The 21072-nt window shown below is 58.9% G+C and carries 18 protein-coding genes and 1 riboswitch; of the genes, 6 read left to right on the top strand and 12 right to left on the bottom strand.

Annotated features, from left to right (window positions below; genetic code table 11):
* Positions 1 to 66: 66 nt before the first annotated feature.
* Complete coding sequence (gene mrdA / locus AC3EMD_RS12330) at positions 67 to 1977, bottom strand: penicillin-binding protein 2 (protein ID WP_016161111.1); 1911 nt, start codon at positions 1975 to 1977, stop codon at positions 67 to 69.
* Positions 1978 to 2198: 221 nt separating this feature from the next.
* Complete coding sequence (locus AC3EMD_RS12325; protein WP_004898401.1) at positions 2199 to 2831, bottom strand: LysE family translocator; 633 nt, start codon at positions 2829 to 2831, stop codon at positions 2199 to 2201.
* Positions 2832 to 2848: 17 nt separating this feature from the next.
* A riboswitch (ZMP/ZTP riboswitch) is annotated at positions 2849 to 2928 on the bottom strand.
* 341 nt (positions 2929 to 3269) lie between these two features.
* Here AC3EMD_RS12325 and katG point away from each other — a divergent pair.
* Positions 3270 to 5447, top strand: coding sequence for a catalase/peroxidase HPI (gene katG / locus AC3EMD_RS12320; protein ID WP_012541632.1), 2178 nt, complete (start codon positions 3270 to 3272; stop codon positions 5445 to 5447).
* 34 nt (positions 5448 to 5481) lie between these two features.
* On the opposite strand, the gene zapE is transcribed toward katG, so the two are convergent.
* A complete protein-coding gene (gene zapE / locus AC3EMD_RS12315) occupies positions 5482 to 6543 on the bottom strand; it encodes a cell division protein ZapE (protein WP_055323107.1) in 1062 nt (353 codons plus the stop codon).
* Between the two features lie 262 nt (positions 6544 to 6805).
* Here zapE and AC3EMD_RS12310 point away from each other — a divergent pair, with 262 nt between their 5' ends.
* A complete protein-coding gene (locus AC3EMD_RS12310) occupies positions 6806 to 8218 on the top strand; it encodes an MFS transporter (RefSeq protein WP_077139250.1) in 1413 nt (470 codons plus the stop codon).
* A gap of 20 nt (positions 8219 to 8238) precedes the next feature.
* On the opposite strand, the gene AC3EMD_RS12305 is transcribed toward AC3EMD_RS12310, so the two are convergent.
* From AC3EMD_RS12305 to AC3EMD_RS12290, 4 genes are all read right to left on the bottom strand, one after another.
* Complete coding sequence (locus AC3EMD_RS12305) at positions 8239 to 9120, bottom strand: LysR family transcriptional regulator (protein ID WP_032733087.1); 882 nt, start codon at positions 9118 to 9120, stop codon at positions 8239 to 8241.
* Positions 9121 to 9269: 149 nt separating this feature from the next.
* Entirely contained in the window at positions 9270 to 11570 is a 2301-nt protein-coding gene (locus AC3EMD_RS12300) for an FdhF/YdeP family oxidoreductase (RefSeq protein ID WP_302074119.1), read from the bottom strand.
* A gap of 321 nt (positions 11571 to 11891) precedes the next feature.
* On the bottom strand, positions 11892 to 12809 hold the full coding sequence (locus tag AC3EMD_RS12295; RefSeq protein ID WP_008804769.1) for a bestrophin family protein: 918 nt from the start codon (positions 12807 to 12809) through the stop codon (positions 11892 to 11894).
* 244 nt (positions 12810 to 13053) lie between these two features.
* On the bottom strand, positions 13054 to 14007 hold the full coding sequence (locus AC3EMD_RS12290) for a cation diffusion facilitator family transporter (protein ID WP_163589940.1): 954 nt from the start codon (positions 14005 to 14007) through the stop codon (positions 13054 to 13056).
* Between the two features lie 220 nt (positions 14008 to 14227).
* Here AC3EMD_RS12290 and AC3EMD_RS12285 point away from each other — a divergent pair, with 220 nt between their 5' ends.
* Complete coding sequence (locus tag AC3EMD_RS12285) at positions 14228 to 14905, top strand: ABC transporter substrate-binding protein (RefSeq protein ID WP_055323105.1); 678 nt, start codon at positions 14228 to 14230, stop codon at positions 14903 to 14905.
* 12 nt (positions 14906 to 14917) lie between these two features.
* Here the strand turns inward: AC3EMD_RS12285 and AC3EMD_RS12280 are convergent, their stop codons facing one another.
* The 4 genes from AC3EMD_RS12280 to AC3EMD_RS12265 form a co-directional block, all read right to left on the bottom strand.
* Complete coding sequence (locus AC3EMD_RS12280; RefSeq protein WP_012968130.1) at positions 14918 to 15787, bottom strand: oxygenase MpaB family protein; 870 nt, start codon at positions 15785 to 15787, stop codon at positions 14918 to 14920.
* Between the two features lie 103 nt (positions 15788 to 15890).
* The gene (locus AC3EMD_RS12275; RefSeq protein WP_008804765.1) at positions 15891 to 16322 is read right to left on the bottom strand and encodes an OsmC family protein; all 432 of its coding nucleotides are present in this window, start codon (positions 16320 to 16322) and stop codon (positions 15891 to 15893) included.
* Between the two features lie 113 nt (positions 16323 to 16435).
* The gene (locus tag AC3EMD_RS12270) at positions 16436 to 16582 is read right to left on the bottom strand and encodes a hypothetical protein (RefSeq protein WP_012541624.1); all 147 of its coding nucleotides are present in this window, start codon (positions 16580 to 16582) and stop codon (positions 16436 to 16438) included.
* A gap of 15 nt (positions 16583 to 16597) precedes the next feature.
* Entirely contained in the window at positions 16598 to 17002 is a 405-nt protein-coding gene (locus AC3EMD_RS12265) for a YdeI family stress tolerance OB fold protein (protein WP_064323531.1), read from the bottom strand.
* A 145-nt stretch (positions 17003 to 17147) separates the two neighbouring features.
* Between AC3EMD_RS12265 and AC3EMD_RS12260 the strand changes: the two genes are divergently transcribed.
* The 3 genes from AC3EMD_RS12260 (at position 17148) to AC3EMD_RS12250 (ending at position 19415) form a co-directional block, all read left to right on the top strand.
* The gene (locus AC3EMD_RS12260; protein ID WP_008804763.1) at positions 17148 to 17651 is read left to right on the top strand and encodes a hypothetical protein; all 504 of its coding nucleotides are present in this window, start codon (positions 17148 to 17150) and stop codon (positions 17649 to 17651) included.
* Positions 17652 to 17659: 8 nt separating this feature from the next.
* Positions 17660 to 18106, top strand: a complete 447-nt coding sequence (locus AC3EMD_RS12255) for a DUF421 domain-containing protein (protein ID WP_008804762.1) — start codon at positions 17660 to 17662, stop codon at positions 18104 to 18106.
* Positions 18107 to 18419: 313 nt separating this feature from the next.
* Positions 18420 to 19415: an SDR family oxidoreductase gene (locus AC3EMD_RS12250; RefSeq protein ID WP_012968128.1), complete on the top strand. Its 996-nt coding sequence runs from the start codon at positions 18420 to 18422 to the stop codon at positions 19413 to 19415.
* Here AC3EMD_RS12250 and AC3EMD_RS12245 read toward each other — a convergent pair.
* A complete protein-coding gene (locus AC3EMD_RS12245; protein WP_063266923.1) occupies positions 19412 to 21037 on the bottom strand; it encodes an alpha-amylase family protein in 1626 nt (541 codons plus the stop codon). The two genes, AC3EMD_RS12250 and AC3EMD_RS12245, sit on opposite strands and share 4 nt — an antisense overlap.
* Positions 21038 to 21072 lie beyond the last annotated feature (35 nt).

Raw genomic sequence — 21072 nt, 5'->3', positions numbered from 1 at the left:
CCGGAAAGCCGCGGGACAAATAACCAATATCTATGAACGATGCGCGTCCGGAATAAGTCCAGCCGCTTACTGGGCATCGGCGCTGTCACGCTGCGGCACGTCAGCCGCCGCGGATGACGCCTGCTGCGGAACAAAGATGTGGTCCAGAATGGCGCGCGCCGTCGGTCCGGCCACCACCCCATCCCCGCCGCCGTTCTCCAGGATCAGCGCCATCGCCACCTTCGGATGCTGATAAGGGGCAAACAGGGTATAGAAGATATGGTCGCGCAGACGCACCGGGATCATTTTGGCGTTGTAGGTCTGGTTTTGCTTCAGGCTGAACACCTGCGAGGTGCCGGACTTCGCCGCGATCTGGTACGGCGCGGTATGGAACAGCTTGTAGCCGGTGCCGTTGGGCAGATTCGCCATCCCATACATGCCGTTGCGCACAATGCCCCAGTACGGCGATTTCGGATCGCCCACCTGCGGCAGGTTCGCCGGCTGCTGATAACGTTCCACATGGTTGCCCTGCTTCATCGAATAGAGCAGATGCGGATCCTGCACCTTGCCATTGTTCAGCAGGGTGGTGAGCGCCTTCACCATCTGAATTGGCGTGGCGATCCAGTACCCCTGGCCGATGCCGACCGAGATGGTGTCCCCCTGATACCAGGGCTTTTTATGCACCCGCTGTTTCCACTCCCGGCTGGGCAGTACGCCGGCATACTCCTCATTAAGGTCGATGCCGGTGGACTGGCCGTAACCAAACTTGCTCAGCCACTCATGGATCCGGTCAATGCCCATCTCGAAAGCGACCTGATAGAAAAAGGTGTCAGCCGACTCTTCGATGGCTTTGGTCACGTTGAGCATCCCGTGGCCGGTCTTCAGCCAGTCGCGGTAGCGGCGTTGCGTGCCCGGCAGCGTCCACGTCGGCGCGCCGAAGAAGGTGGTGTTCGGGGTGATGACCCCAGCGGAGAGCGCCGACAGCGCCATATAGGGCTTCACCGTCGAGGCCGGCGGGTAAAGACCCTGAGTGACACGGTTGATTAGCGGCCGGTCCGGATTATCGAGCAGCGATTTATAGGCCTGATAGCCGATGCCTTTGACGAACGGATTAGGATCGTAGCTGGGGCTGGAGACCATCGCCAGCACGCCGCCATCCCGCGGGTCGACCACCACCACCGCCGCGCGCTGCCCCTTCAGCACCGACTCAATATACTGCTGCAGGTGCAGGTCGAGGGTCAGATAGAGATTTTTCCCGGCCACCGGCGGTACCTCTTTCAGCAGACGCACCACCCGGCCGTGGTTATCGACCTCCACTTCCTGATAGCCAGTGGTGCCGTGGAGCGCTTTTTCGTAATAGCCCTCGATCCCCTGCTTGCCGATATTGTGGTCGGCAGCATAGTTCTCCTCTTCGCCGTCTTTCGCCAGCCGCTGTAGGTCGTTGTCGTTAATTTTCGACACATAGCCCACCACGTGCGCCAGCTCGGCGCCGTACGGGTATTCGCGCTGCTGATAGCTCTCCACCGTCACGCCGGGGAAACGGAATTCGTTAACCGCGAAGCGCGCCACCTCCACGTCGCTGAGGTCGGACTTCAGCGTCACCGCTTTATAGCGGCTGTTGTGGTGCATATCGTCGCGGAAGCTGGCGATGTCATCCGGCGTCAGGTCGACGATCGGCGTCAGGCTTTGCAGCAGCGCGGCCATATCGGGAATTTTGCTCGGGATCACCTGCAGGCGATACAGGGTAATGTTCTGCACCAGCGGAATGCCATTGCGATCGAATATCAGCCCGCGGCTGGGGGCAATGGGCAGCATCTTAATGTCGTTCTGGTTCGATCGGGTCTGGTAGAAATCATGCTGCTCCACCTGCAGATGGTAGAGGTTGGCGATCAGCACGCCAAAGCAGACCACCACCAGCAGAAAAGCAATTGCGGCCCGGCGGATAAACAGCATCTCTTCCGCGGAGTGGTCGCGAATTTCATCTCTCAAAAGGGGCATTAGCGGTACATCACCTGAATCACAAGAAAAGCCAACAGCGTAACGGCCGGGAAGCATAGCCTTATCGCGGCGCCAGCCCTACTGAAAGGTTGCTAATGATCTGGCAGAAATGTTTCAGCATGTTAGAGCGTGGGAAGCCTTTCTGTGCAGGAGAAAGGCATCAGAGTGCGAGGTTAGCCAGCAACGGGGACGGCTGGCATCTGTTTACACGATCAACCCGCTTATTTTCTGGCCTCAAAAGCGATCTTAACCGCCATTCCCGCCAGTACCGTCGCCATCAGCCAGCGTTGAAATTGTTGCCAGCCCGGCCGCCGACCAAGAAATAACGCCACCTGCCCGGCCAGCAAGATAATCATGCCGTTCACCGCCACGCTGATGATCACCTGGGTACAGCCTAATATTAACGACTGACTGAGCACGCTGCCGAGTCCGGGGGTGATAAACTGCGGCAGCAGGGACAGATACAGGATGGCAACTTTGGGGTTCGCCAGGCTGGTGAGGAATCCCATCAGAAACAGCTTACGCCCACTGTCCGCGGGTAAGTCGCGCACCGCAAATATCGGCCGCCCTCCCGGTTTGATCGCCTGCCACGCCAGATAGAGCAAATAAGCGACCCCGCATAAACGCAAGGCATCGTAGGCATATGGGACCGCGAAAACCAACGCGGTGATGCCGAAAGCGGCACACAACATATAGAAGAAAAATCCCACGGCCACGCCGGCAAGGGAGATAAAACCAGCGCGTTTTCCCTGGCAAATCGAACGCGAAGTGAGATACATCATGTTGGGGCCTGGGGTTAACACCAACCCCAGCGCCACCGCGGCAAAGGCCATTAATGAAGCGAATTCAGGCATAACTTATCTCCAGATATCGGTAATGCCCAGGCGCGCGGCGACGTCGACCATGCTCCCCGACAGTATTCTGTCTTCAGCGCCAGTCACATGGTGCCTAAGTATTAGCTTATTCTGTGTCCGCCAACAACCCCCGTACCGAACATTCGTTACGCTCGCGCAACGGACAGCCCTCATCCTTTTCTCGCAGGAAAATTGTCATATCTCAAACAATTAGCAATCCGGCTCCCTGATTGACGCAGATCGTTTCCTTTGCCGTCTCGTTACGTCTATGGTTAATGGTGAGGTTTATACTAACCGCCAGGTCTACCTGGTCATATAAGGGGATGTTTACCCTTCGTTGAACGGAATTAGCTATTAAATCTGTAGACTCATTCAAATATCGCTTATTGGTAGCAGTGTATATCGTAATGGCATTCACAAAAGCAAACGGAGCCTGATATGAGCACGTCTAACGACCCATCCAACAACGCATCCGCCGGAAAGTGCCCTTTCCACGCCGAGACGCCAAAACAGAGCGCCGGCAGCGGCACCGGCAACCGCGACTGGTGGCCTAACCAGCTGCGTGTCGATCTGCTGAACCAGCACTCCAGTCGTTCCAACCCGTTGGGTGAGGATTTTAACTACAGGGAAGAGTTTAAAAAGCTCGACTACTCCGCGCTGAAAGCTGACCTCAGAGCGTTGCTGACCGACTCGCAAGAGTGGTGGCCGGCAGACTGGGGTAGCTATATTGGCTTGTTTATTCGCATGGCCTGGCACGGCGCCGGCACCTACCGCACCGTTGACGGTCGCGGCGGCGCAGGCCGTGGGCAGCAGCGCTTTGCGCCGCTGAACTCCTGGCCAGACAACGTCAGTCTCGATAAAGCCCGTCGTCTGCTGTGGCCAGTAAAACAGAAATATGGCCAGAAAATCTCCTGGGCCGACCTTTACATGCTGGCGGGTAACGTCGCTCTGGAAAACGCCGGCTTCCGCACCTTTGGCTTTGGCGCCGGTCGTGAAGATGTCTGGGAACCGGATCTGGACGTCGACTGGGGCGATGAGAAAGAGTGGCTGGCCCACCGTCACCCGGAAAGCCTGGCGAAACAGGCCATCGGCGCCACCGAAATGGGGCTGATCTACGTTAACCCGGAGGGACCGAACGCCAGCGGCGAGCCGTTGTCCGCCGCAGCAGCCATTCGCGCCACCTTCGGCAATATGGCGATGGACGATGAAGAGATTGTCGCCCTGATCGCCGGCGGCCACACGCTGGGTAAAACCCACGGCGCCGCCGAAACCAGCCACGTCGGCGCCGAGCCGGAAGCCGCCCCACTGGAAGCGCAAGGTCTGGGCTGGCACTCCAGCTACGGCAGCGGCGCAGGTGCGGATGCCATCACCTCCGGTCTGGAAGTGGTCTGGACGCAGACGCCCACCCAGTGGAGCAACTACTTCTTCGAGAACCTGTTTAAATATGAATGGGTGCAGACCCGCAGCCCGGCTGGCGCTATCCAGTTCGAAGCCAAAGATGCGCCGGAAATTATCCCGGATCCGTTTAATCCGGGGAAAAAGCGCAAACCGACCATGCTGGTCACCGACCTGACCCTGCGCTTCGACCCGGAGTTTGAAAAGATCTCCCGCCGCTTCCTCAACGATCCGCAGGCCTTTAACGAGGCGTTTGCCCGGGCGTGGTTCAAGCTGACCCACCGTGATATGGGGCCAAAATCCCGTTACCTCGGTCCGGAAGTGCCGAAAGAAGATCTGATTTGGCAGGATCCGCTGCCGGCAGCGACTCATCAGCCGAGCGCTGAGGATATCGCCAGTCTGAAAACCGCCATCGCCGGCGCCGGCCTGTCGGTGAGTGAGCTGGTTTCGGTCGCCTGGGCTTCCGCCTCCACCTTCCGCGGCGGCGATAAGCGCGGCGGCGCTAACGGCGCACGCCTGGCCCTCGCTCCGCAGAAAGACTGGCCGGTCAATGCTATCGCCAGCCGGGTGCTGCCGACTCTGCAGGCGATCCAGCGTGCCTCCGGCAAAGCGTCGTTAGCCGATATCATCGTGCTGGCTGGCGTGGTCGGCGTTGAGCAGGCGGCCGCTGCCGCCGGAGTCAGCGTTAACGTGCCGTTTACCCCAGGCCGCGTCGACGCCCTGCCTGAGCAGACCGACGTCGAGTCGTTTGACCTGCTGCAGCCGCTGGCGGATGGCTTCCGCAACTATCGCCGTATCGAAGGCGGTGTCTCGACGGAAACGCTGCTGATCGATAAAGCCCAGCAGCTGACGTTAACCGCCCCGGAAATGACAGTGCTGGTCGGTGGCTTGCGCGTACTGGGCGCGAACTACGACGGCAGCAAACACGGGGTGTTCACCGACCGCGTCGGCGTGCTCAGCAATGACTTCTTCGTCAACCTGCTGGATATGGCCACCGTCTGGAAAGCGGCCGATGACCACGCGGAGCTGTTTACCGGCAGCGACCGTAAAACCGGCGAGGCGAAGTACAGCGCCACCCGCGTGGATCTGGTGTTTGGCTCCAACTCTGTACTGCGCGCGCTGGCGGAAGTGTATGCCTGCGCCGACGGGCAGCAGAAGCTGGTGCATGACTTCGTCGCCGCCTGGACTAAGGTGATGAATCTCGACCGCTTCGACCTGTAATCCCCCCGCCCCGGCAGCCGCCGGGGCGTTTCTCTCACACCGCCCGCGGCAACTGTTGCAGGCGACTCCGCGTACGCTGAATATCCTCCAGTTCCACCCCGGCCACCAGTGTCTCCAGATCGCAGCAGGTTACCAGCAGCAGGCGGATCTGCTTTTCATACAGCACATCAATCACGTTGATAAAGCGCTGCTGGGCCGCCGGCCCCACCGTAGCCAGCGGCGGCACTTCATCCAGTAACCAAACCGTATAGCTTTCGCTGAGCGTCAGATAGTCCATCACCGCCGTGGCGGCCTGACAGAGTTGGGCAAAGGTGAAGTGGAGCAGAGTGGATGACGCCGTGGCAGCCAGCAGGGTGCGATAACCTACCGTCAGCGAAACCGGTTCGGCAGGCAGCGACGGCAGGTCATACAGCTGACGCTGTTGTGCATTCGGATTAACCCACATCCGCCCGCTGCAGAAGGCATTATCGACGCTCAGATGACGCTGGCGATAATCCTCCTCACCGTTCAGCGCGACGACCGCCAGGTGGGCGCGGATCAGCGCGATCGACGGTAAAAAACGATCGTGATACAGCGGATTGGGCAGCAGCATCTCCGGCGGATAGTTTGACGTCGCCAACAGCACAATGCCGCGCTGAAAGAGATGCTCCAGTAAGACCTTGATCAGCATCGCGTCGCCAGGGTCGTGAAGATGAAATTCGTCGAAGCACAGCAGGCGACAGCCGGAAGTCATCTGCCTCATCACCGCCTGCAGGTCGGGCGCGCCGGGGGCATTCAGCCGCTGATGTAGCTCGCGGAAGAAGTGATGAAAATGGACCCGCCGCCGGGCGGCGAGCGGCAGGCTGGCAAAAAAGTGGTCGAGGATAAAACTTTTCCCCCGCCCGGTCCGCCCCCAGACGTACAGCCCCTGCGGTGTACCAGCCGCGGACAACAGCTGCTGGCCCAGAGCATCCAGGCGAGCGATCAGCGACAGCTGATCGTCATCGAGCGTCAGACGCGCCCGCGCCGCCTGCTCGGCCATCACACGGGTAAAGCGAAACTCAGTCGCCATCTCTGGCTGATCTGAATACGACGCCATACATCCCTCTTTTAACATTCTTATAACCTCCTGCGAGGAGGCCATTCTAGCCGCTTTCCTGCGGGTTGGCGAATCGCACAACGGGAAATACCGTCCGCGGTGATTTACTTCAATTCTTCGCCTGGCATGCGGCGAAAACTAGCATGAATCTCATTTTTCATGGTGTACCGCGATATCTTGCGCTAAAGATTGCAGCTAACGCGTAGGATTAAAAATTTAAAACTATTAACAATCAATTAACATTAGCAGGCAAACCATTCATCCTGAGGAATACAACACCATGTCTACCACCCAGGTTCTCGGCGGCGCGCCTTATGCCTCGCCCGGACAACCGCACGCCAGCTTAACCGGACGCATTGATGCGCTGCCCGCCTCCTTCGGTTTATGGTCGTTTATCACCCTGCTCTCCCTCGGTGGCTTCTTCGAGCTCTACGACCTGTTCCAGACCGGGTATATCAGCGCAGGGCTGCTGGCCGACGGGATTTTCCACACCGGGCAGGCGGGGATATTCGGGATTGCCGATCAGGCGGCTTTTGCCTCCGCCACCTTTATGGGGCTGTTTATTGGCGCCAGTCTGTTGGCGCCGCTGGCGGACAGGCTGGGGCGCCGTCTGACGTTTATGGTAGCGCTCGCCTGGTACGGCCTCTTTTCGCTGCTGATGGCGACGCAGAGTAGCGCGGAAGGGGTGATCTTTTTCCGCTTTCTGGTGGGGATCGGCCTCGGTATTGAGCTGGTGACCATTGACACCTATCTCAGCGAATGGATGCCAACCCATCTGCGCAATAAAGCGTTTGCCTTTGCTTTCTTCATCCAGTTCCTGTCGGTTCCGGCGGTGGCGCTGATGTCCTGGATGCTGGTGCCAACCACCCTCTTCGGCCTCAGCGGCTGGCGCTGGGTGATCATCTTTGGCGCGCTGTTCTCGCTGGCGATCTGGTTTATCCGCAAAAAGCTGCCGGAGTCAGCGCGCTGGCTGGAAAGCAAAGGGCGGCATGATGACGCGCATGCGGTGATGAGTGAGATGGAAGCCCGCTGTGGCGTGACGCCGTCGCCGAAGCATGCGCATGCGCATGCGGCACAGAGCGTCGTCAAACGCGGCACCTTCCGCGAAATCTGGGCGCCGCAGTATCGGCAGCGCACCCTGATGCTGATGGTGATGAACTTCTTCCAGGCGATCGGCTTCTTCGGCTTTGGCAACTGGCTGCCGGCGCTGCTCTCCGGTCAGGGGGCCAGCATCACTCACAGTCTGCTGTACGCCTTCTTTATCACCCTCGCCTATCCGCTGGGCTGCCTGTTCTGCACCCGCTTCGTGCATCGCTTTGAGAACAAATGGCAAATTGTCCTCTCCGCGCTGATGACTGTCATCTTCGGGACCCTGTTCGCCCTGCAAAACAGCCCGATTCTGCTGGTGATCTGCGGGTTTATGATCACCTGGTCCAACGCCTGGCTGACCATCAGCTACCACGCCTACCAGGCCGAGGTCTTCCCGACCCATATTCGCGCCCGCGCCGTCGGCTTCTGCTACTCGTTCAGCCGGCTCTCCACCGCGGTGACCAGCATCCTGATCGGCATTATTCTGCAATACGCCGGCACGCCGGGGGTGATTAGCTTTATCGTCGTCAGTATGCTGATGGTGATGCTGTCGGTAGGGATCTTCGGCCCCAGAACGCGGGGCATTCGACTGGAGAATATCTGAGGTTGTCGCAGGGACTGACCTCAGCCAAAAATCCCCTGCGCCTCGGCGAAGCATTTTTCCGCCAGGGTTGATACCGGCTCCTGCTGGCGCATAATGAGCGCCAGCTGTGAATCGACCTGGGTTTCGGCGATCGGCAGAATGTCAAGATTATCGCTCAGCGCTTCGAGGCCGTTGTTGAGCGGCATAATCGCGCAGCAGATCCCCGCCTGCACCGCCTGGATAATCTGAAACGTCGAATCGCTTTCAAAAACATACTTCGGCGTTAGCCCTTTAGCCTTAAAGCTGATTTCAATGGATTCCCGGTAGTACATTCCCTTGGTCAGAAAACCGAGGGGCAACGTCGCCAGCGCCTCCCACCCCGGCGTCGCACCGCTGAAGTCGAAATGGCGTTTATCATGCAGGAGCCCCATCCGGGTTTGCGGCAACCGGGCGACCTTAAACAGGCGCTGGTCCAGATGCTGCAGATAGCAAATGCCCAGATCCAACTGGTTACGGCTGACACCATCGATAATCTGCTCCGAGGTCATCGACAGCAGGCTGAACTGCAGCGCCGGGTATTTCTCCGCCAGCGGTTTAATCAACTGCATCGGGTTGAGGCTCGCCAGCGGCACCATGCCGACCCGCAGCTGACCGACCATCTGCCCGCGGCAGATCGCCGCCTCTGCCGCCAGACCATCATGGGCGGCCAGCACCGCCCGCGCCCAGGCCAGGATCCGCTCACCTTCCGGGGTAAAACCCTCAAAGCGCTGGCCGCGCTGAATAAGCGTCAGGTTCAGCTCCTCTTCCAGGTTACGAATGCGCATGGAGAGGGTCGGCTGAGTAATATGGCAGGCCGCCGCCGCCTGGCCAAAATGGCGCGTCTGATCGAGCGCGATCAAATACTTGAGTTGCTTAATATCCATTCTCTTTCCCGTTTGAACCCCGCCGTTCACCCCCGGGGCCGCGCACAGGTTACCAGAATGTTAGTTTCACTAGCGATAAATTCAAGCGAGGATATCACGAGGGGCTGCGGGGCGCAGGACGGCGCGATGCCGTCCTGCGCCCCGCTTTTTTAGCGTACGCCGGCCAGCGGACGGATCTCTTTCGAGCGCAGCGTCAGACGAACGGGAACCGACTTATACGAAGGGGTGCCGCTCTCTTCATCCAGATAGTTCAGCGGCACCAGCACGTTGGCTTCCGGATAATAGGCCCCGACGGTACCGGGCGCGATGCCGTAGGCTACCACCGTGATATCTTCCAGCGTCAGCTCGCTGTCTGGCAGCGCGGTATGAATATCTACCCGATCGCCATGTTCCAGCCCCTGGGCAGCCATGTCCTGTTCATTCATAAACAGCACGTCGCGGCGGCCAAAAACACCGCGGTAGCGGTCATCCATCGCGTAGATGGTGGTGTTGTACTGATCATGACTGCGCAGCGTCACTAAGCGCATCACATCTTCGCCCTCCACCACCACGTTCTCATGCACCCCTTTGAAGACCGAGAACATCGCTTTACCGGTGGCCGTTGGCCAGATGCGCTCGGTCGGCGGTAGCGGCATGCGGAAGCCCCCGGGATGACGAATACGCTGGTTATACTCCTCGAACCCCGGAATGGCCTGTTCGATCAGATCGCGAATGCGGTCGTAATCTTCCACCAGATACAGCCAGTCCACTTTGCTGGCCGGCAGAGTGGCCTTCGCCAGACCAGCGACAATCGCCGGCTCCGAGCGCAACGTCGGCGAGGCGGGCTTAAGCTTGCCTGACGACGCATGCACCATCGACATCGAATCCTCGACAGTGATCGACTGCCGGCCGCTGGCCTGCAGGTCAAGCTCGGTGCGGCCCAGACACGGCAGAATAAAGGTCTCTTTCGCCGTCAGCAGGTGCGAGCGGTTGAGCTTGGTGCCGACGTGAACGCTGAGCTCAAGGCCGCGCATCGCCGGGAAGGCGCGTTCGTGATCCGGCATCGCCACAGCGAAGTTGCCCCCGAGGCAAATCAGGGCTTTGGCGTCGCCGGCGATCATGGCCTCCAGGGCCTTCACCGCATCGTGACCATGATGCCGCGGCGGCGTAATCCCCATCACCCGCTGCAGGCTGTCGAGGAAGGCCGCGGAGGGTTTTTCACTGATCCCGACGGTGCGGTTTCCCTGCACGTTTGAGTGGCCGCGCAGCGGACAGATGCCAGCGCCCGGCTTGCCGATGTTGCCGCGCATCAGCAGCAGGTCGACAATCAGACGGACGTTGGAAGTGCCTTTATTATGCTGGGTAATACCCATGCCGTAGGTGACGATGGTGGCCCTGGATTTGGCGTAAGCCACGGCGACCTGGGTCAGGGATTCGCGCGTCAGGCCGGACTCCTGTTCGATATCCTGCCAGCGGGTGGCGTGGAGATCCTCGGCGAAGGCGGAGAATCCCTGGGTATGCTGGGTAATAAACGCGTGGTCGAGCACATTGCCCTGCTCCTCCTCCAGCTGCAGCAGCGCTTTGGCGATCCCTTTCAGCGCCGCCGCGTCACCGCCGGCCCGCACCTGGTAGTAGGTCGAAGCGATCGGCGTCGAGCGCCGGGTCGCCATCTCCATCACGTTCTGCGGGTCGGCAAAACGCTCCAGCGCCCGCTCACGCAGCGGATTGAAAACGATAATCGGCACGCCGCGGCGGGAAAGCTCATGCAGGGTGCCCATCATCCGTGGGTGGTTGGTGCCCGGATTATGGCCGATGGAGATCACCAGCTCGGTCTGGTCAAAATCGTCGAGGGAGACGGTGCCTTTGCCAATCCCGATCGACTGCGGCAGGCCCACGCTGGTGGATTCGTGGCACATGTTGGAGCAGTCGGGGAAGTTGTTGGTGCCATACTCGCGGGCGTACAGCTGGAACAGCCACGCTGCCTCATTGGACGCCCGGCCAGAGGTATAGAACTCGACCTCATCAGGCTGCAGGCCGCGAAGGATCTCGCCGATGCGGGCGAAGGCCTGCTCCCACGCCACCGGACGCAGAGTATCGCTGGCGCGGTCGTAGACTAAAGGATGCGTTAAGCGGCCATAGCCCTCCAGTTCGAAATCGCTCTTCGCCAGCAGGGAGGTCACGGTGTTGGCCGCGAGGAACGCGGGCGTCACCCGTTTGGTGGTCGCTTCCCAGGTCACGGCTTTGGCGCCATTTTCGCAAAACTGAAAAGTGGATTTATGCTCTTTATCCGGCCAGGCGCAGCCCGGGCAGTCAAACCCATCCGGCTGGTTAGTGCGCAGCAGCGTGGCGGGCGCTTCGAAAGCATCCATCTGGGTACGCACAGCGATGGCCGTGGCCTTCAGGGCGCCCCACCCGCCTGCCGGGCCATCATAGGGGTGAACACCGGGCACCGCGCGTCTTTTATTGGTCATCTTTTAACTCCTGCTGCTCTGTTCTGGCCGCCGCAGCCTGAAAAAAGGCGTACGACGGCCCCGGGCGACGTGGCGTGGTTAGCACGGCGTCACCTGATTAGGATGCGGTTTCTCAAGGATAGTACGATGGGAAAGCGTAGGTACTGCGTTTGTTAACTGAATAATAACATACACAACAAATCTGTATAATTGATGTTATCTATCAGGTGTTAAATTTAACTTATTTGCAAATTTTCGCGGTTATCGTCGCTGTGCGCTGACGGATAAAAGACCCACGGGAAAGCGATGACCGGGCAGCGGAAACCGCCCGGTGGGTCTGATTCAGGTCAGATTGAAGTAACGGTCCGGACGCAGCGTCTCCGGCAGCGGATGCTGACCGGTCATGTCGAGCAGATTGCGCTCAATGGTATTGCACATGGCGTTCAGCGGCAGATCATTGGCGGCGGTACCGAAAGGATCTTCCAGCTCTTCCGCCAGCGAATCCCACGACAAAAAGGTGTAGGAGATAAACACCGAGACAAACGGCGTCATGTAGTGCAGATCGCCGACCAGCGCGAACGGCAGCAGCGTGCAGAACAGGTACACGGTGCGCTGCAGGATCAGGGTATAGGCGAATGGCACCGGGGTGGTCGCCAGCCTTTCACAACCGCCCAGCACGTGCGCCAGCTCATCGAGTTTGTTGTCCATCAGCCCGTAGGTGATGTCGCTGAGCTTGCCCGCCTCCCGCAGCTGGCCAATTTCGTTGCCGACCAGCAGCAGGATCCGGTTGGTGGGCATTGAGCTGGCGAGGATCTCCGCCACCTTGTCCTCCGGCAACAACCGCCGCAGGTCAGCCGTCGGATCGGTTTTGCGCAGCTGGTGCTTCAGGCTCCAGCTAAAGGCCACCAGATAGCTGACGATGCGGCGATGGACATCGTGTTCGGCCGGCAGGATATTGCGCAACTGGCGTACCAGCGTACGTTCGGCGATAAGCACCGTCCCCCACAGATTGCGCGCTTCGACGAACCGGCTGTAGCTGGCGCTGTTGCGAAAGCCGAGAAAAATCGCAATCGCAATCCCCAGCAGGCTGAACGGCGCCACCGTTAAGTGGATCCCCAGCTGCTCGTACCATTGATAGCTGATAATGGCGATGATGGACATCAGCACATTAAGCAGCAGACGAAAGATGATTTTCGACAGCACGGAGCCGTGCCAGTCAAATAAGCGAAGAAACCAGTGTTGTTCTGGCCGAATGATCATTGTCTGACTTCCTGAATTACCGCTCTGGTCATTATCTCTGAATAAAGAATAGAGATTATCTATGAACCGATTGGTTTATTTTATCGTTAACTGCGATGGGCAGATCTTCGCCATTATTTAGCGATGGTAATGGCGTTTTTAGTATGGGCCTTTTTTATATTTCAGGCAATCGATGCGCGGGCGCGTTACGCCAGCAATTAAGGCTCAGGGAAAAAATAGCCGCTGAGCCAATAAAATTGCCGGTTCAGGACACCGGGTGCGCCAGGCCGCTTTTGTCAGCCCCGCCTAGCGCGCTGGCCGCGTCGCTGGGATCAAGATGCACCATTACGTTAAGCACCGGATGCTGCGCCAGGACCCGCTCCCGCGCCTGACGGGCAATCTGATGTCCCTCGGCTACCGACATCTCTCCCGCCACCTCGAGATGGACATCCACCAGCACCAGATCCCCCGCCTTACGGGTTTTCAAATCGTGCAGACCCGCCACGCCCGGCGTGGCCTGCAGCGTGCCGGCGATCGCCCGCTGCGTCTCTTCATCGACCGCGCGGTCCATTAAATCGTGCAGCGCCGTGGCGGCGAAACGATAGCCCATGCGGGTGATTAGCAGTCCCACCGCCAGCGCGGCAAGCGGATCGAACCAGGCGAACCCGGCCAGGTTACCGATAATCCCCAGCGCCACCACCAGAGATGACGCGGCGTCGGAGCGGGCATGCCAGGCGTTGGCGATGAGCAGCGACGAATTCAGCCGCGTGGCGGCCGCCAGCATATAGCGAAACAGCCCCTCCTTAACGGCCAGCGCCACCAGCGCCATCCACAGCGCCACGCTGTGCACCGCCGGAATCGTCTGCGGCTGCGCCAGGTGACCTGCCGCGGACCACAGCATGCCGACCCCGACCAGCACCAGGATCGCGCCGAGGATCAGCGAGGCGCCATTCTCGTAGCGCCAGTGTCCATAGTGGTGATCGTGGTCTGAGGGTCGACGGCTCTTTTTATTCGCCACCAGCACCACCCCATCGGCGACCAGATCGGAAAAAGAGTGCATTCCATCAGCAATCAACCCCTGGGAGCCAGAGAATATTCCCACCACAACCTGAAACACGGAAAGGAAAATATTGACCACCACGCTAATAAGGGTACTTTTTCGCGCCTGCATCGAACGCTCATGATATTTATTATCATTTTCAAAATTATGTTGTGTCATTATTTCTCTCCCTTTGTGAGCGGGAAGAATAAACTGACAAGCTGAGTTTATGCTTAACAATATAAAAGCCATTGCCTTTCCGTTTAACGATATCGGCGCTGTCGATTATTAATATATTCTGAAAGGGTGGCAGGACAGGTACAACCGCGCGCGGATGGGCTATCTTATGACTGGCCCGGCAGGTCGGGCCACTTTCTCTTCACCACCACAGGAGTCAGCGATGTCAGAGAACACCTCATCCCGGCTGCGTTTTGCCATTAACCTGGGCAACGCGGTCCTGGCCCATCTCGGGGAGACGGGGGAGCCCGCAGGTCTCACCGTCGAGCTTAGCCATCGGCTGGCGACGCGCTGGGGCGTCACCGCCGAGTTCGTCCCCTATCCTGCCGCCGGAAAAGTGGTGGCTGACGCCGGCGGTGATCACTGGGACATTGCGTTTCTGGCCATCGACCCGGCCCGGGAAGCGACCCTGCGTTTTACGCCTCCCTACTTCACCATCCAGGGGACCGCGCTGGTGAGAGCCGATTCGGCCTGTCAGCGGGTGGCTGACATGGATCGCCCTGCAACCACCATTAACGTCGGGCAAAACGCCGCTTACGATCTGTGGTTAACCCGTCATCTGCAGCACGCCAGCCTGAATCGCCTTCCCTCCTCGCAGGAGGCCATCGACGCCTTCCTCGCCGGTGAAGGGGATATGGTCGCCGGTATCCGACAGCCGCTGGAGGCGACAGCCCGTCAGCACGCTGGGGTGCGGGTACTGGCGGATAATTTTACCGAGATCCAGCAGGCCATCTGCGTCGCCCGGGCGGATGTCGCTGGCTTCAACGCGGTGAATGACGCGCTCAGCGAGTGGCGGGCGGATGGCAGCCTGGAGGCACTGATTGCCCGACAGCTGGGCTAGGCGGAGTGACCTTCACTCCACTTGCATCCGGCGCATGGCGCAATGCCAGGCGCCGTTGCGTACCGAGGCACGGAGCACGCGGGCCACGCCATGCACCAGCAGGCGCGTCGTATTCCGCTGCAGCGGCGTGAGCGACAACCCCAGCATCTCCTGCGCCCATTCCGGCAGCAGATCGATCCCGGCGCGCATCATGACCTGACCCACTGGCTGGCTCAGCCTACCCGGCAGACGAGTAGAGAGCAGCACCTCGGCTACCTCCCGGGTACGTTCGTCACAGCGCAACTGCGGGCGCATCGCCTCGAGATAGTCCGCCACTTCCTGCGGCGTCTGAGGGATGTCCTGGGCCCCCAGCCGACGGGCGATTTCCGCCGACTCGCGGAAATAGTCCTCCTGGCGCTCGGCGCTGACCACCGTCCGCTTGTAGCGCAGGTGGGAGGCCATAAAGCGGCTGCACTCGGCGACGTGCACCCAGGTCAACAGCGCCGGATCGCTGGCCTGATAAGGCGTTCCGTCCTTATCCACCCCGCCGATCCGCTGATGGATCCCCTGCACTTTGGCGATGAGCCGCTCGGCGTCGGGGGTAGTGGCAAAGGTGGTGGCGGAAATAAACTGGCTGGTGCGGCGCAGGCGGCCAAAGATGTCCTCACGGAAACGGGAGTGATCCCAGACGCCGGCCAGCGCCAGGGGATGCAGCATCTGCAGCAGCAGCGCGCTGATGCCGCCGCAGAGCATCGAGGTAAAATCGCCGTGTACCTGCCAGATGGCCGACTGCGGACCAAACAGCCCCGGCTCCCCTTTAGGCTGTTCAAAATCGATCTCTTTTAGCGCCATGCCGGTCAGGCCGAGCACCTGCGCCTCGATCATCCCGCGAATGCCGATCATGATGATGTCCCTTACGTGCAATTAAAGGACAAAAGATACCACTATTGGGCAGCGCAGGGAGAGATATTGGGAAAGGGTGCCCGCTGCGCGCGGGCACGACAGCTTACGGATTCAGCTGGTAGTCGAGAGTGATATTGGCTTTCAGCACCTGCGATACCGGGCAACCGGCCTTCGCTTTCTGAATGATCTCATCGAACGCCGCCGGCGCAACGTCCGGCAGAACAATCTGACTTTGCAGCGCGATGTCGGTTATCGCAAAGCCGCCGTCGGTTTTATTGAGGGTGACCACCGCCGTCGTGTCGATAGACGTTGCGGTATAGCCCTCTTCGCTGAGCATCAGCGACAGGGCCATTGAGAAACAGGCGGCATGCGCGGCGCCAATCAGCTCCTCAGGGTTAGTGCCTTTCACCCCTTCAAAACGGGTGTTAAAGCCGTAGGGCTGCTGGCTCAGCGCCCCGCTCTCTGTCGACACGGTGCCTTTGCCATGTTTCAGATCGCCTTCCCAGTGCGCCAGCCCTTTCTTATGAATCGCCATGTGACTCCTCCTGTGATGATGTCGAACAAAAAGTATAGTGCGTGATGCCGAACCTGCGCCTTTTCTGCGGCCTGGGCATCACTGTGCCCTTAAGGATCTCGTGGTCAGCCTCGCTAACGACCATCGTGTGGCTGATAAGGATCGGTTTTGTCGTCCTTGCTGTCGTCCCGTTTACGCGGCACTTCGCCATGCTCGGCAGGCGCCTCGCGCGCAGGATGCTTTCCGCCCTGCTCACCTTGCGGCTGAGATGTATTACTCATATCGGCGTTCTCCGCTTACTTAGGCGACTGCTTGAGCAGACGATCGACACGCACCACCGGCGGCGTCATTTTGCGATCGAGGCTACCGTTGATGCTGACCAGATCGTCAGGCTCTACGTGCTGTTCGTTAAACGCGGCGGCCGGAATGATGGCAGTGATGGTGCCGCTTTTATCGCGAAACTGATAACGGTCATTTTCCCCTCGGGTGAGCAAATTACCGCGCAGTGAAATAGTCGCGCCATCGTGCATGGTTTTCGCCTGCTCAACGGTCATGATCCGGCCATCCTCGACGCCGCGATAGCCGTCATCGAGTTTGTGCGGCGGCGGCGGTGCGGCATCCTGACTAAAACCGCCCTTATCGTCCGCCTGTGCAATACCCACGGCGAGTACACAGGCCATAGCGAGCGCTAATTTTTTCATCATCCCTCCGTCATTTTACCGATGATTAGAATAAAGCCTGGCTGAGGCGATTCACTTTTACAAAGTCAATTGTTCTGATATCGACTAATATAAGAATGTCCTTATCGTTACGCTGTTGCCGAAACGAAACGCGGGGAAAATAATAATGATTAAGAATCAACAGGATTGTCCCATCGTTGACGAGAATGAACGAGCACTACGCTTCGAATATCGATTCCGGCGCTATGGGATAATTGTTCTGAGTCTCATCATTCTTACCGCGCTAAGCGGTCTGTGGTCCTCCGGTTATTTCAGTGAAGCGCACCGGGAAAGTGCCGCAGGTGAATTAAGCGTCGATTATCAGCGGTATGCCAGACTGATGAGTGAAACCGAAGTGAATATTCAGATTAAACCCGATGGAGGTAGTGAAAAAATTATCAGCTTCACCGCCCCGTTTTTATCGCGCTACCAGGTCGGTGATATCCGCCCGCAGCCGGATAAAATGTACAGTGCCGAGGGGAAATTATACCTCGTGTATCAGCAAGCGGCCAACCGCTCGCCGATGTCCGTGTGGTTATCCATTACCCCAAAAACAGCCGGCAATATTTCCCTGCAGGCGGCAGTGAACGATCGCGCGCCTGTCACCTGGAACCAGTTTGTCTATCCCTAGGAGTGGCTATGGAAATGGTCCTCAGAGCCGCAGCAATCTATTTTATCCTGTTGATTATTTTTAAGATTGCTGGCAGAAGAACGCTGATGCAGTTAACCAACTTTGATCTAATATTGCTGCTGATAATTAGCGAAGCCACGCAACAGGCGATGCTCAGCACAGACTATTCCGTCACCGGTTCGATGCTCACCATCGTCACTCTGGTGGGTGTTGATATTTTATTCGGCTATATTAAGAAACGCTTCTCGCAGGCGGAAAATTTCATTGATGGTAGCCCGGTTATTGTGGTGGAAAATGGTGCTGTCATCGACGAAAAGATAAAGCTCGTCAATATCTCTGTCGATGATATCCTGCTGGCAGCCAGGCAGCACCATGGGATTTATGAGCTCAAAGCGATCAAATTCGCTATCCTCGAGCGTAACGGCCAGATATCCATTATTCCTGAAAAGGAATAGTCTCAATTTTATTTATCGCGCTCCGGTTGTTTATCACCTGATTCGGGGGCGCGGGTGGCGTCATCTTCTTCTTTTTCAACGCTAAGCATGTTTAATGTCACCATTTTTCCTCCTCGCGGGTTGACAGGGTTCTAACAGATTATAGAACGTCCTCGCCGATGCAGGCACGATCCAGCCAGCATCATCCGGATATGTCGTCTGATTCACACTGCGTATATTCCAGGATATTTCCCACCTCGTCATTGTCATTTGTGAGGAATAATTAACCGATCTGTGCAGTTAATATTGCGCTAGCCAAAAAAATGAGGTCTCTATGTCTGTGATGGTAATTACCGGGGGAACCGCGGGGGCGGGCAAAGCCACCGCACTGCGTTTCGCTCGCGCAGGATACCACGTGGCGCTGATCGCCCGAGATGAGACGGGTCTGCAGGAAGCCCAGCAGGCCTGCGAACGATTTGGCATTAAAACGCTGGCCATTAGCGCCGACGTCGCCGATGCCGGGGCGCTGCAGCGCGCCGCCGCTGAGGTGGAAGCCACACTTGGCGCGATAGACGTTTGGATCAACAACGCCATGACCACCGTGCTGGCCCCCTTTCGTCAGATGAGCGAGGAGGAATTTCGCCGGGTGACGGAGGTAACCTATCTCGGCTATGTCAATGGCACCCGCGCGGCGCTGGAGGTGATGGCGCCCCGGGATCGGGGAGTGATTATTCAGGCCGGCTCGGCGCTGGCCTGGCGGTCGATTCCCCTGCAATCGGCCTACTGTGGAGCCAAGGCGGCGATCCGCGGCTTTACCGATGCCGTGCGTACCGAACTGATGCACGAGAAAAGCCACATCCAGTTGACCATGGTCCAGTTGCCGGGGATGAACACCGCCCAGTTTGGCTGGGCGCGGAATAAAATGGATCAGGCCATGCAGCCGGTGCCGCCGGTCTATCAGCCAGAAGTCGCCGCCGAGGCTATCTATAGCGTCATCCAGCGTCCGGTCAACGAACTGTGGGTCGGGAAAAGCACCATCCAGTCGATCCTCGGTCAGGTCTTCTTTCCTCGCCTGCTCGATCGTCTGATGGTGAAAAAGGCGTGGGAGGGACAGTTTACCGGCCAGCCGAAGCCGGCAGAGCATCAGGACGACCTGTTCACGCCGGTACGCGGCAATCACCCCGGACACGGCCCCTTTAACGATGGCGCACGGCGTAAAGCGGTGACCATCAGCGCCGATCTCCCGGGAAAAGTGGCTGCCGGTGTCGGGGTAGCGGTGGCGACGATGGCCCTGCGGGCGTTGTTCCGTCGTTCCGGGAAACGTCGTTAATCCAGGCTCCGGCTGAACCAGCGGTACCCATACCCGGAAAGCGCCAGCCTCGCATCTTTCCCGCCGTGTAGCCCATCCTGATAGAGCTTATCTTCCAGAATTGGGCTCCAGTAGCCCTCGGCCAGCGGCGGGAGCAGGACCTCTACCGCCTGCTGGCTGCAGTTCGCCAGCATCAGCACTTCCCGCGATTCGCTGCGATAGCACAGGCCCAGCACCGCAGCAGGTTTCACCGCGAGGATGGCGAAAGCAATGGAGCCCGGCTCGGTATATTCCGCCCGCGCCAGCACCATGTTGCGCACCCGGTTCAGCAGCGATCGGGGGTGGCGCAGTGCCGTTTCGACATTGATCCGCTGGTAGCGCCACCGCCCGCTGGCTATCGGTTTTACCGGCAGATCGTCCCGCGCCGCCCGGGAGAAGCCGCCGTTGGGCGCCGCCGACCACTGCATCGGCGTTCTGACCGCGTAGCGCTCCGGTAAGCTCAGATCGTCTCCCATGCCAATCTCGTCGCCATAGCGCATCACCGGCACGCCGGGCAGCGCCAGCAGGATCGCATGGACCAGCGCCATGCGCCGGGTATCGCCATCCAGCATCGGCGCCAGTCGCCGGCGTACGCCACGCTGGTAAACGGACATGGCTTTATCAGGGGCAAAGGTGCGGATAACCTGGCGTTTATTGCGTTCGCCGATCCCCTCGAGATCCAGTTCATCATGGTTACGCAGCCAGTTGACGAAGCAGCACCCGTCCGGCGGGGTCACCATCGCCTGCAGGGCTTTTACCACCGGGGCGGCGCGCTGCTGCGCCAGACTGAGGTAGAGATATTTGTTAAGCCAGAAATTGAGCACCATCTGCAGCCGATCGCCGTGACCGAAGTAATGGCGGTAATCTTCTACCGCAACGTCCACTTCACCCAGCAGTATCGCCTCGGGATTGAGACGCTGAACGACCTGCCGGAGATGGTTCAGCAGCGGGTAGCCGCGCGCCTCGTCGCCCTTCCCGGCCTGTTTCACCAGATGTGACGCGGCATCGAGGCGAAAACCTGACACCCCCGCCTGCAGCCAGAAGGTAATGATGTTTTCGATTTCAGCGATCACCGGCGGATGAGCAAGATTCAGATCCGGCTCATGACGATAAAACATGTGGCGATAGTATTGCCCGGCCTGTTCATCCCAGCGCCAGACGCTCTCCTCGACGCCGGGAAACATGGGGGGATCGTCCTTCTCCGGCGGCCTGTCGGCCCAAAGATAGTATGGCCGCCACGGCGACCGGGGATCGCGTCGCGCCGCCTGAAACCACGGGTGCTGGGCGGAAGTGTGCTGGATAACCAGCTCAACAATCACCCGCAGCCCCAGCTCCCGGGCGCGGGCAATCAGCTCAATCACGTCGGCGATGGTGCCAAAGCGCGGATCGGGCTGCAGATGGTCGCTGATATCATAGCCATCATCCTGCAGAGGGGTGAGATAGAAAGGCGTCAGCCAGAGCACCGTCGCCCCGAGGCTGCGAATGTAATGTAGCTTTTGGCGAATACCGGCGAGATCGCCGTAGCCGTCACCGTTAGCGTCATAAAACAGTGAACTATCAACCTGATAAATGACCGCTCTGTGAAACCACTGTTCCCGTTGCATCACTATCACCTTGCTTATTCACCCTGACGGGTGGC

This window comes from Klebsiella sp. PK18 (assembly GCF_057784655.1).
The sequence above is the reverse complement of the archived record's forward strand: the minus strand, read 5'-3'. Positions and strand labels throughout refer to the sequence as shown.

Excerpts from the sequence above, each read along its gene's own strand:
- AC3EMD_RS12270 (WP_012541624.1), bottom strand. The coding sequence starts at position 16,582 with ATGAGTAATACATCTCAGCCGCAAGGTGAGCAGGGCGGAAAGCATCCT.
- AC3EMD_RS12265 (WP_064323531.1), bottom strand. The coding sequence starts at position 17,002 with ATGAAAAAATTAGCGCTCGCTATGGCCTGTGTACTCGCCGTGGGTATT.
- katG (WP_012541632.1), top strand. The coding sequence starts at position 3,270 with ATGAGCACGTCTAACGACCCATCCAACAACGCATCCGCCGGAAAGTGC.
- AC3EMD_RS12325 (WP_004898401.1), bottom strand. The coding sequence starts at position 2,831 with ATGCCTGAATTCGCTTCATTAATGGCCTTTGCCGCGGTGGCGCTGGGG.
- AC3EMD_RS12285 (WP_055323105.1), top strand. The coding sequence starts at position 14,228 with ATGTCAGAGAACACCTCATCCCGGCTGCGTTTTGCCATTAACCTGGGC.
- zapE (WP_055323107.1), bottom strand. The coding sequence starts at position 6,543 with ATGTTAAAAGAGGGATGTATGGCGTCGTATTCAGATCAGCCAGAGATG.
- AC3EMD_RS12275 (WP_008804765.1), bottom strand. The coding sequence starts at position 16,322 with ATGGCGATTCATAAGAAAGGGCTGGCGCACTGGGAAGGCGATCTGAAA.
- AC3EMD_RS12260 (WP_008804763.1), top strand. The coding sequence starts at position 17,148 with ATGATTAAGAATCAACAGGATTGTCCCATCGTTGACGAGAATGAACGA.
- AC3EMD_RS12280 (WP_012968130.1), bottom strand. The coding sequence starts at position 15,787 with ATGATCGGCATTCGCGGGATGATCGAGGCGCAGGTGCTCGGCCTGACC.
- AC3EMD_RS12250 (WP_012968128.1), top strand. The coding sequence starts at position 18,420 with ATGTCTGTGATGGTAATTACCGGGGGAACCGCGGGGGCGGGCAAAGCC.
- AC3EMD_RS12255 (WP_008804762.1), top strand. The coding sequence starts at position 17,660 with ATGGAAATGGTCCTCAGAGCCGCAGCAATCTATTTTATCCTGTTGATT.
- AC3EMD_RS12300 (WP_302074119.1), bottom strand. The coding sequence starts at position 11,570 with ATGACCAATAAAAGACGCGCGGTGCCCGGTGTTCACCCCTATGATGGC.
- AC3EMD_RS12290 (WP_163589940.1), bottom strand. The coding sequence starts at position 14,007 with ATGACACAACATAATTTTGAAAATGATAATAAATATCATGAGCGTTCG.
- AC3EMD_RS12310 (WP_077139250.1), top strand. The coding sequence starts at position 6,806 with ATGTCTACCACCCAGGTTCTCGGCGGCGCGCCTTATGCCTCGCCCGGA.
- AC3EMD_RS12295 (WP_008804769.1), bottom strand. The coding sequence starts at position 12,809 with ATGATCATTCGGCCAGAACAACACTGGTTTCTTCGCTTATTTGACTGG.
- AC3EMD_RS12305 (WP_032733087.1), bottom strand. The coding sequence starts at position 9,120 with ATGGATATTAAGCAACTCAAGTATTTGATCGCGCTCGATCAGACGCGC.
- AC3EMD_RS12245 (WP_063266923.1), bottom strand. The coding sequence starts at position 21,037 with ATGCAACGGGAACAGTGGTTTCACAGAGCGGTCATTTATCAGGTTGAT.
- mrdA (WP_016161111.1), bottom strand. The coding sequence starts at position 1,977 with ATGCCCCTTTTGAGAGATGAAATTCGCGACCACTCCGCGGAAGAGATG.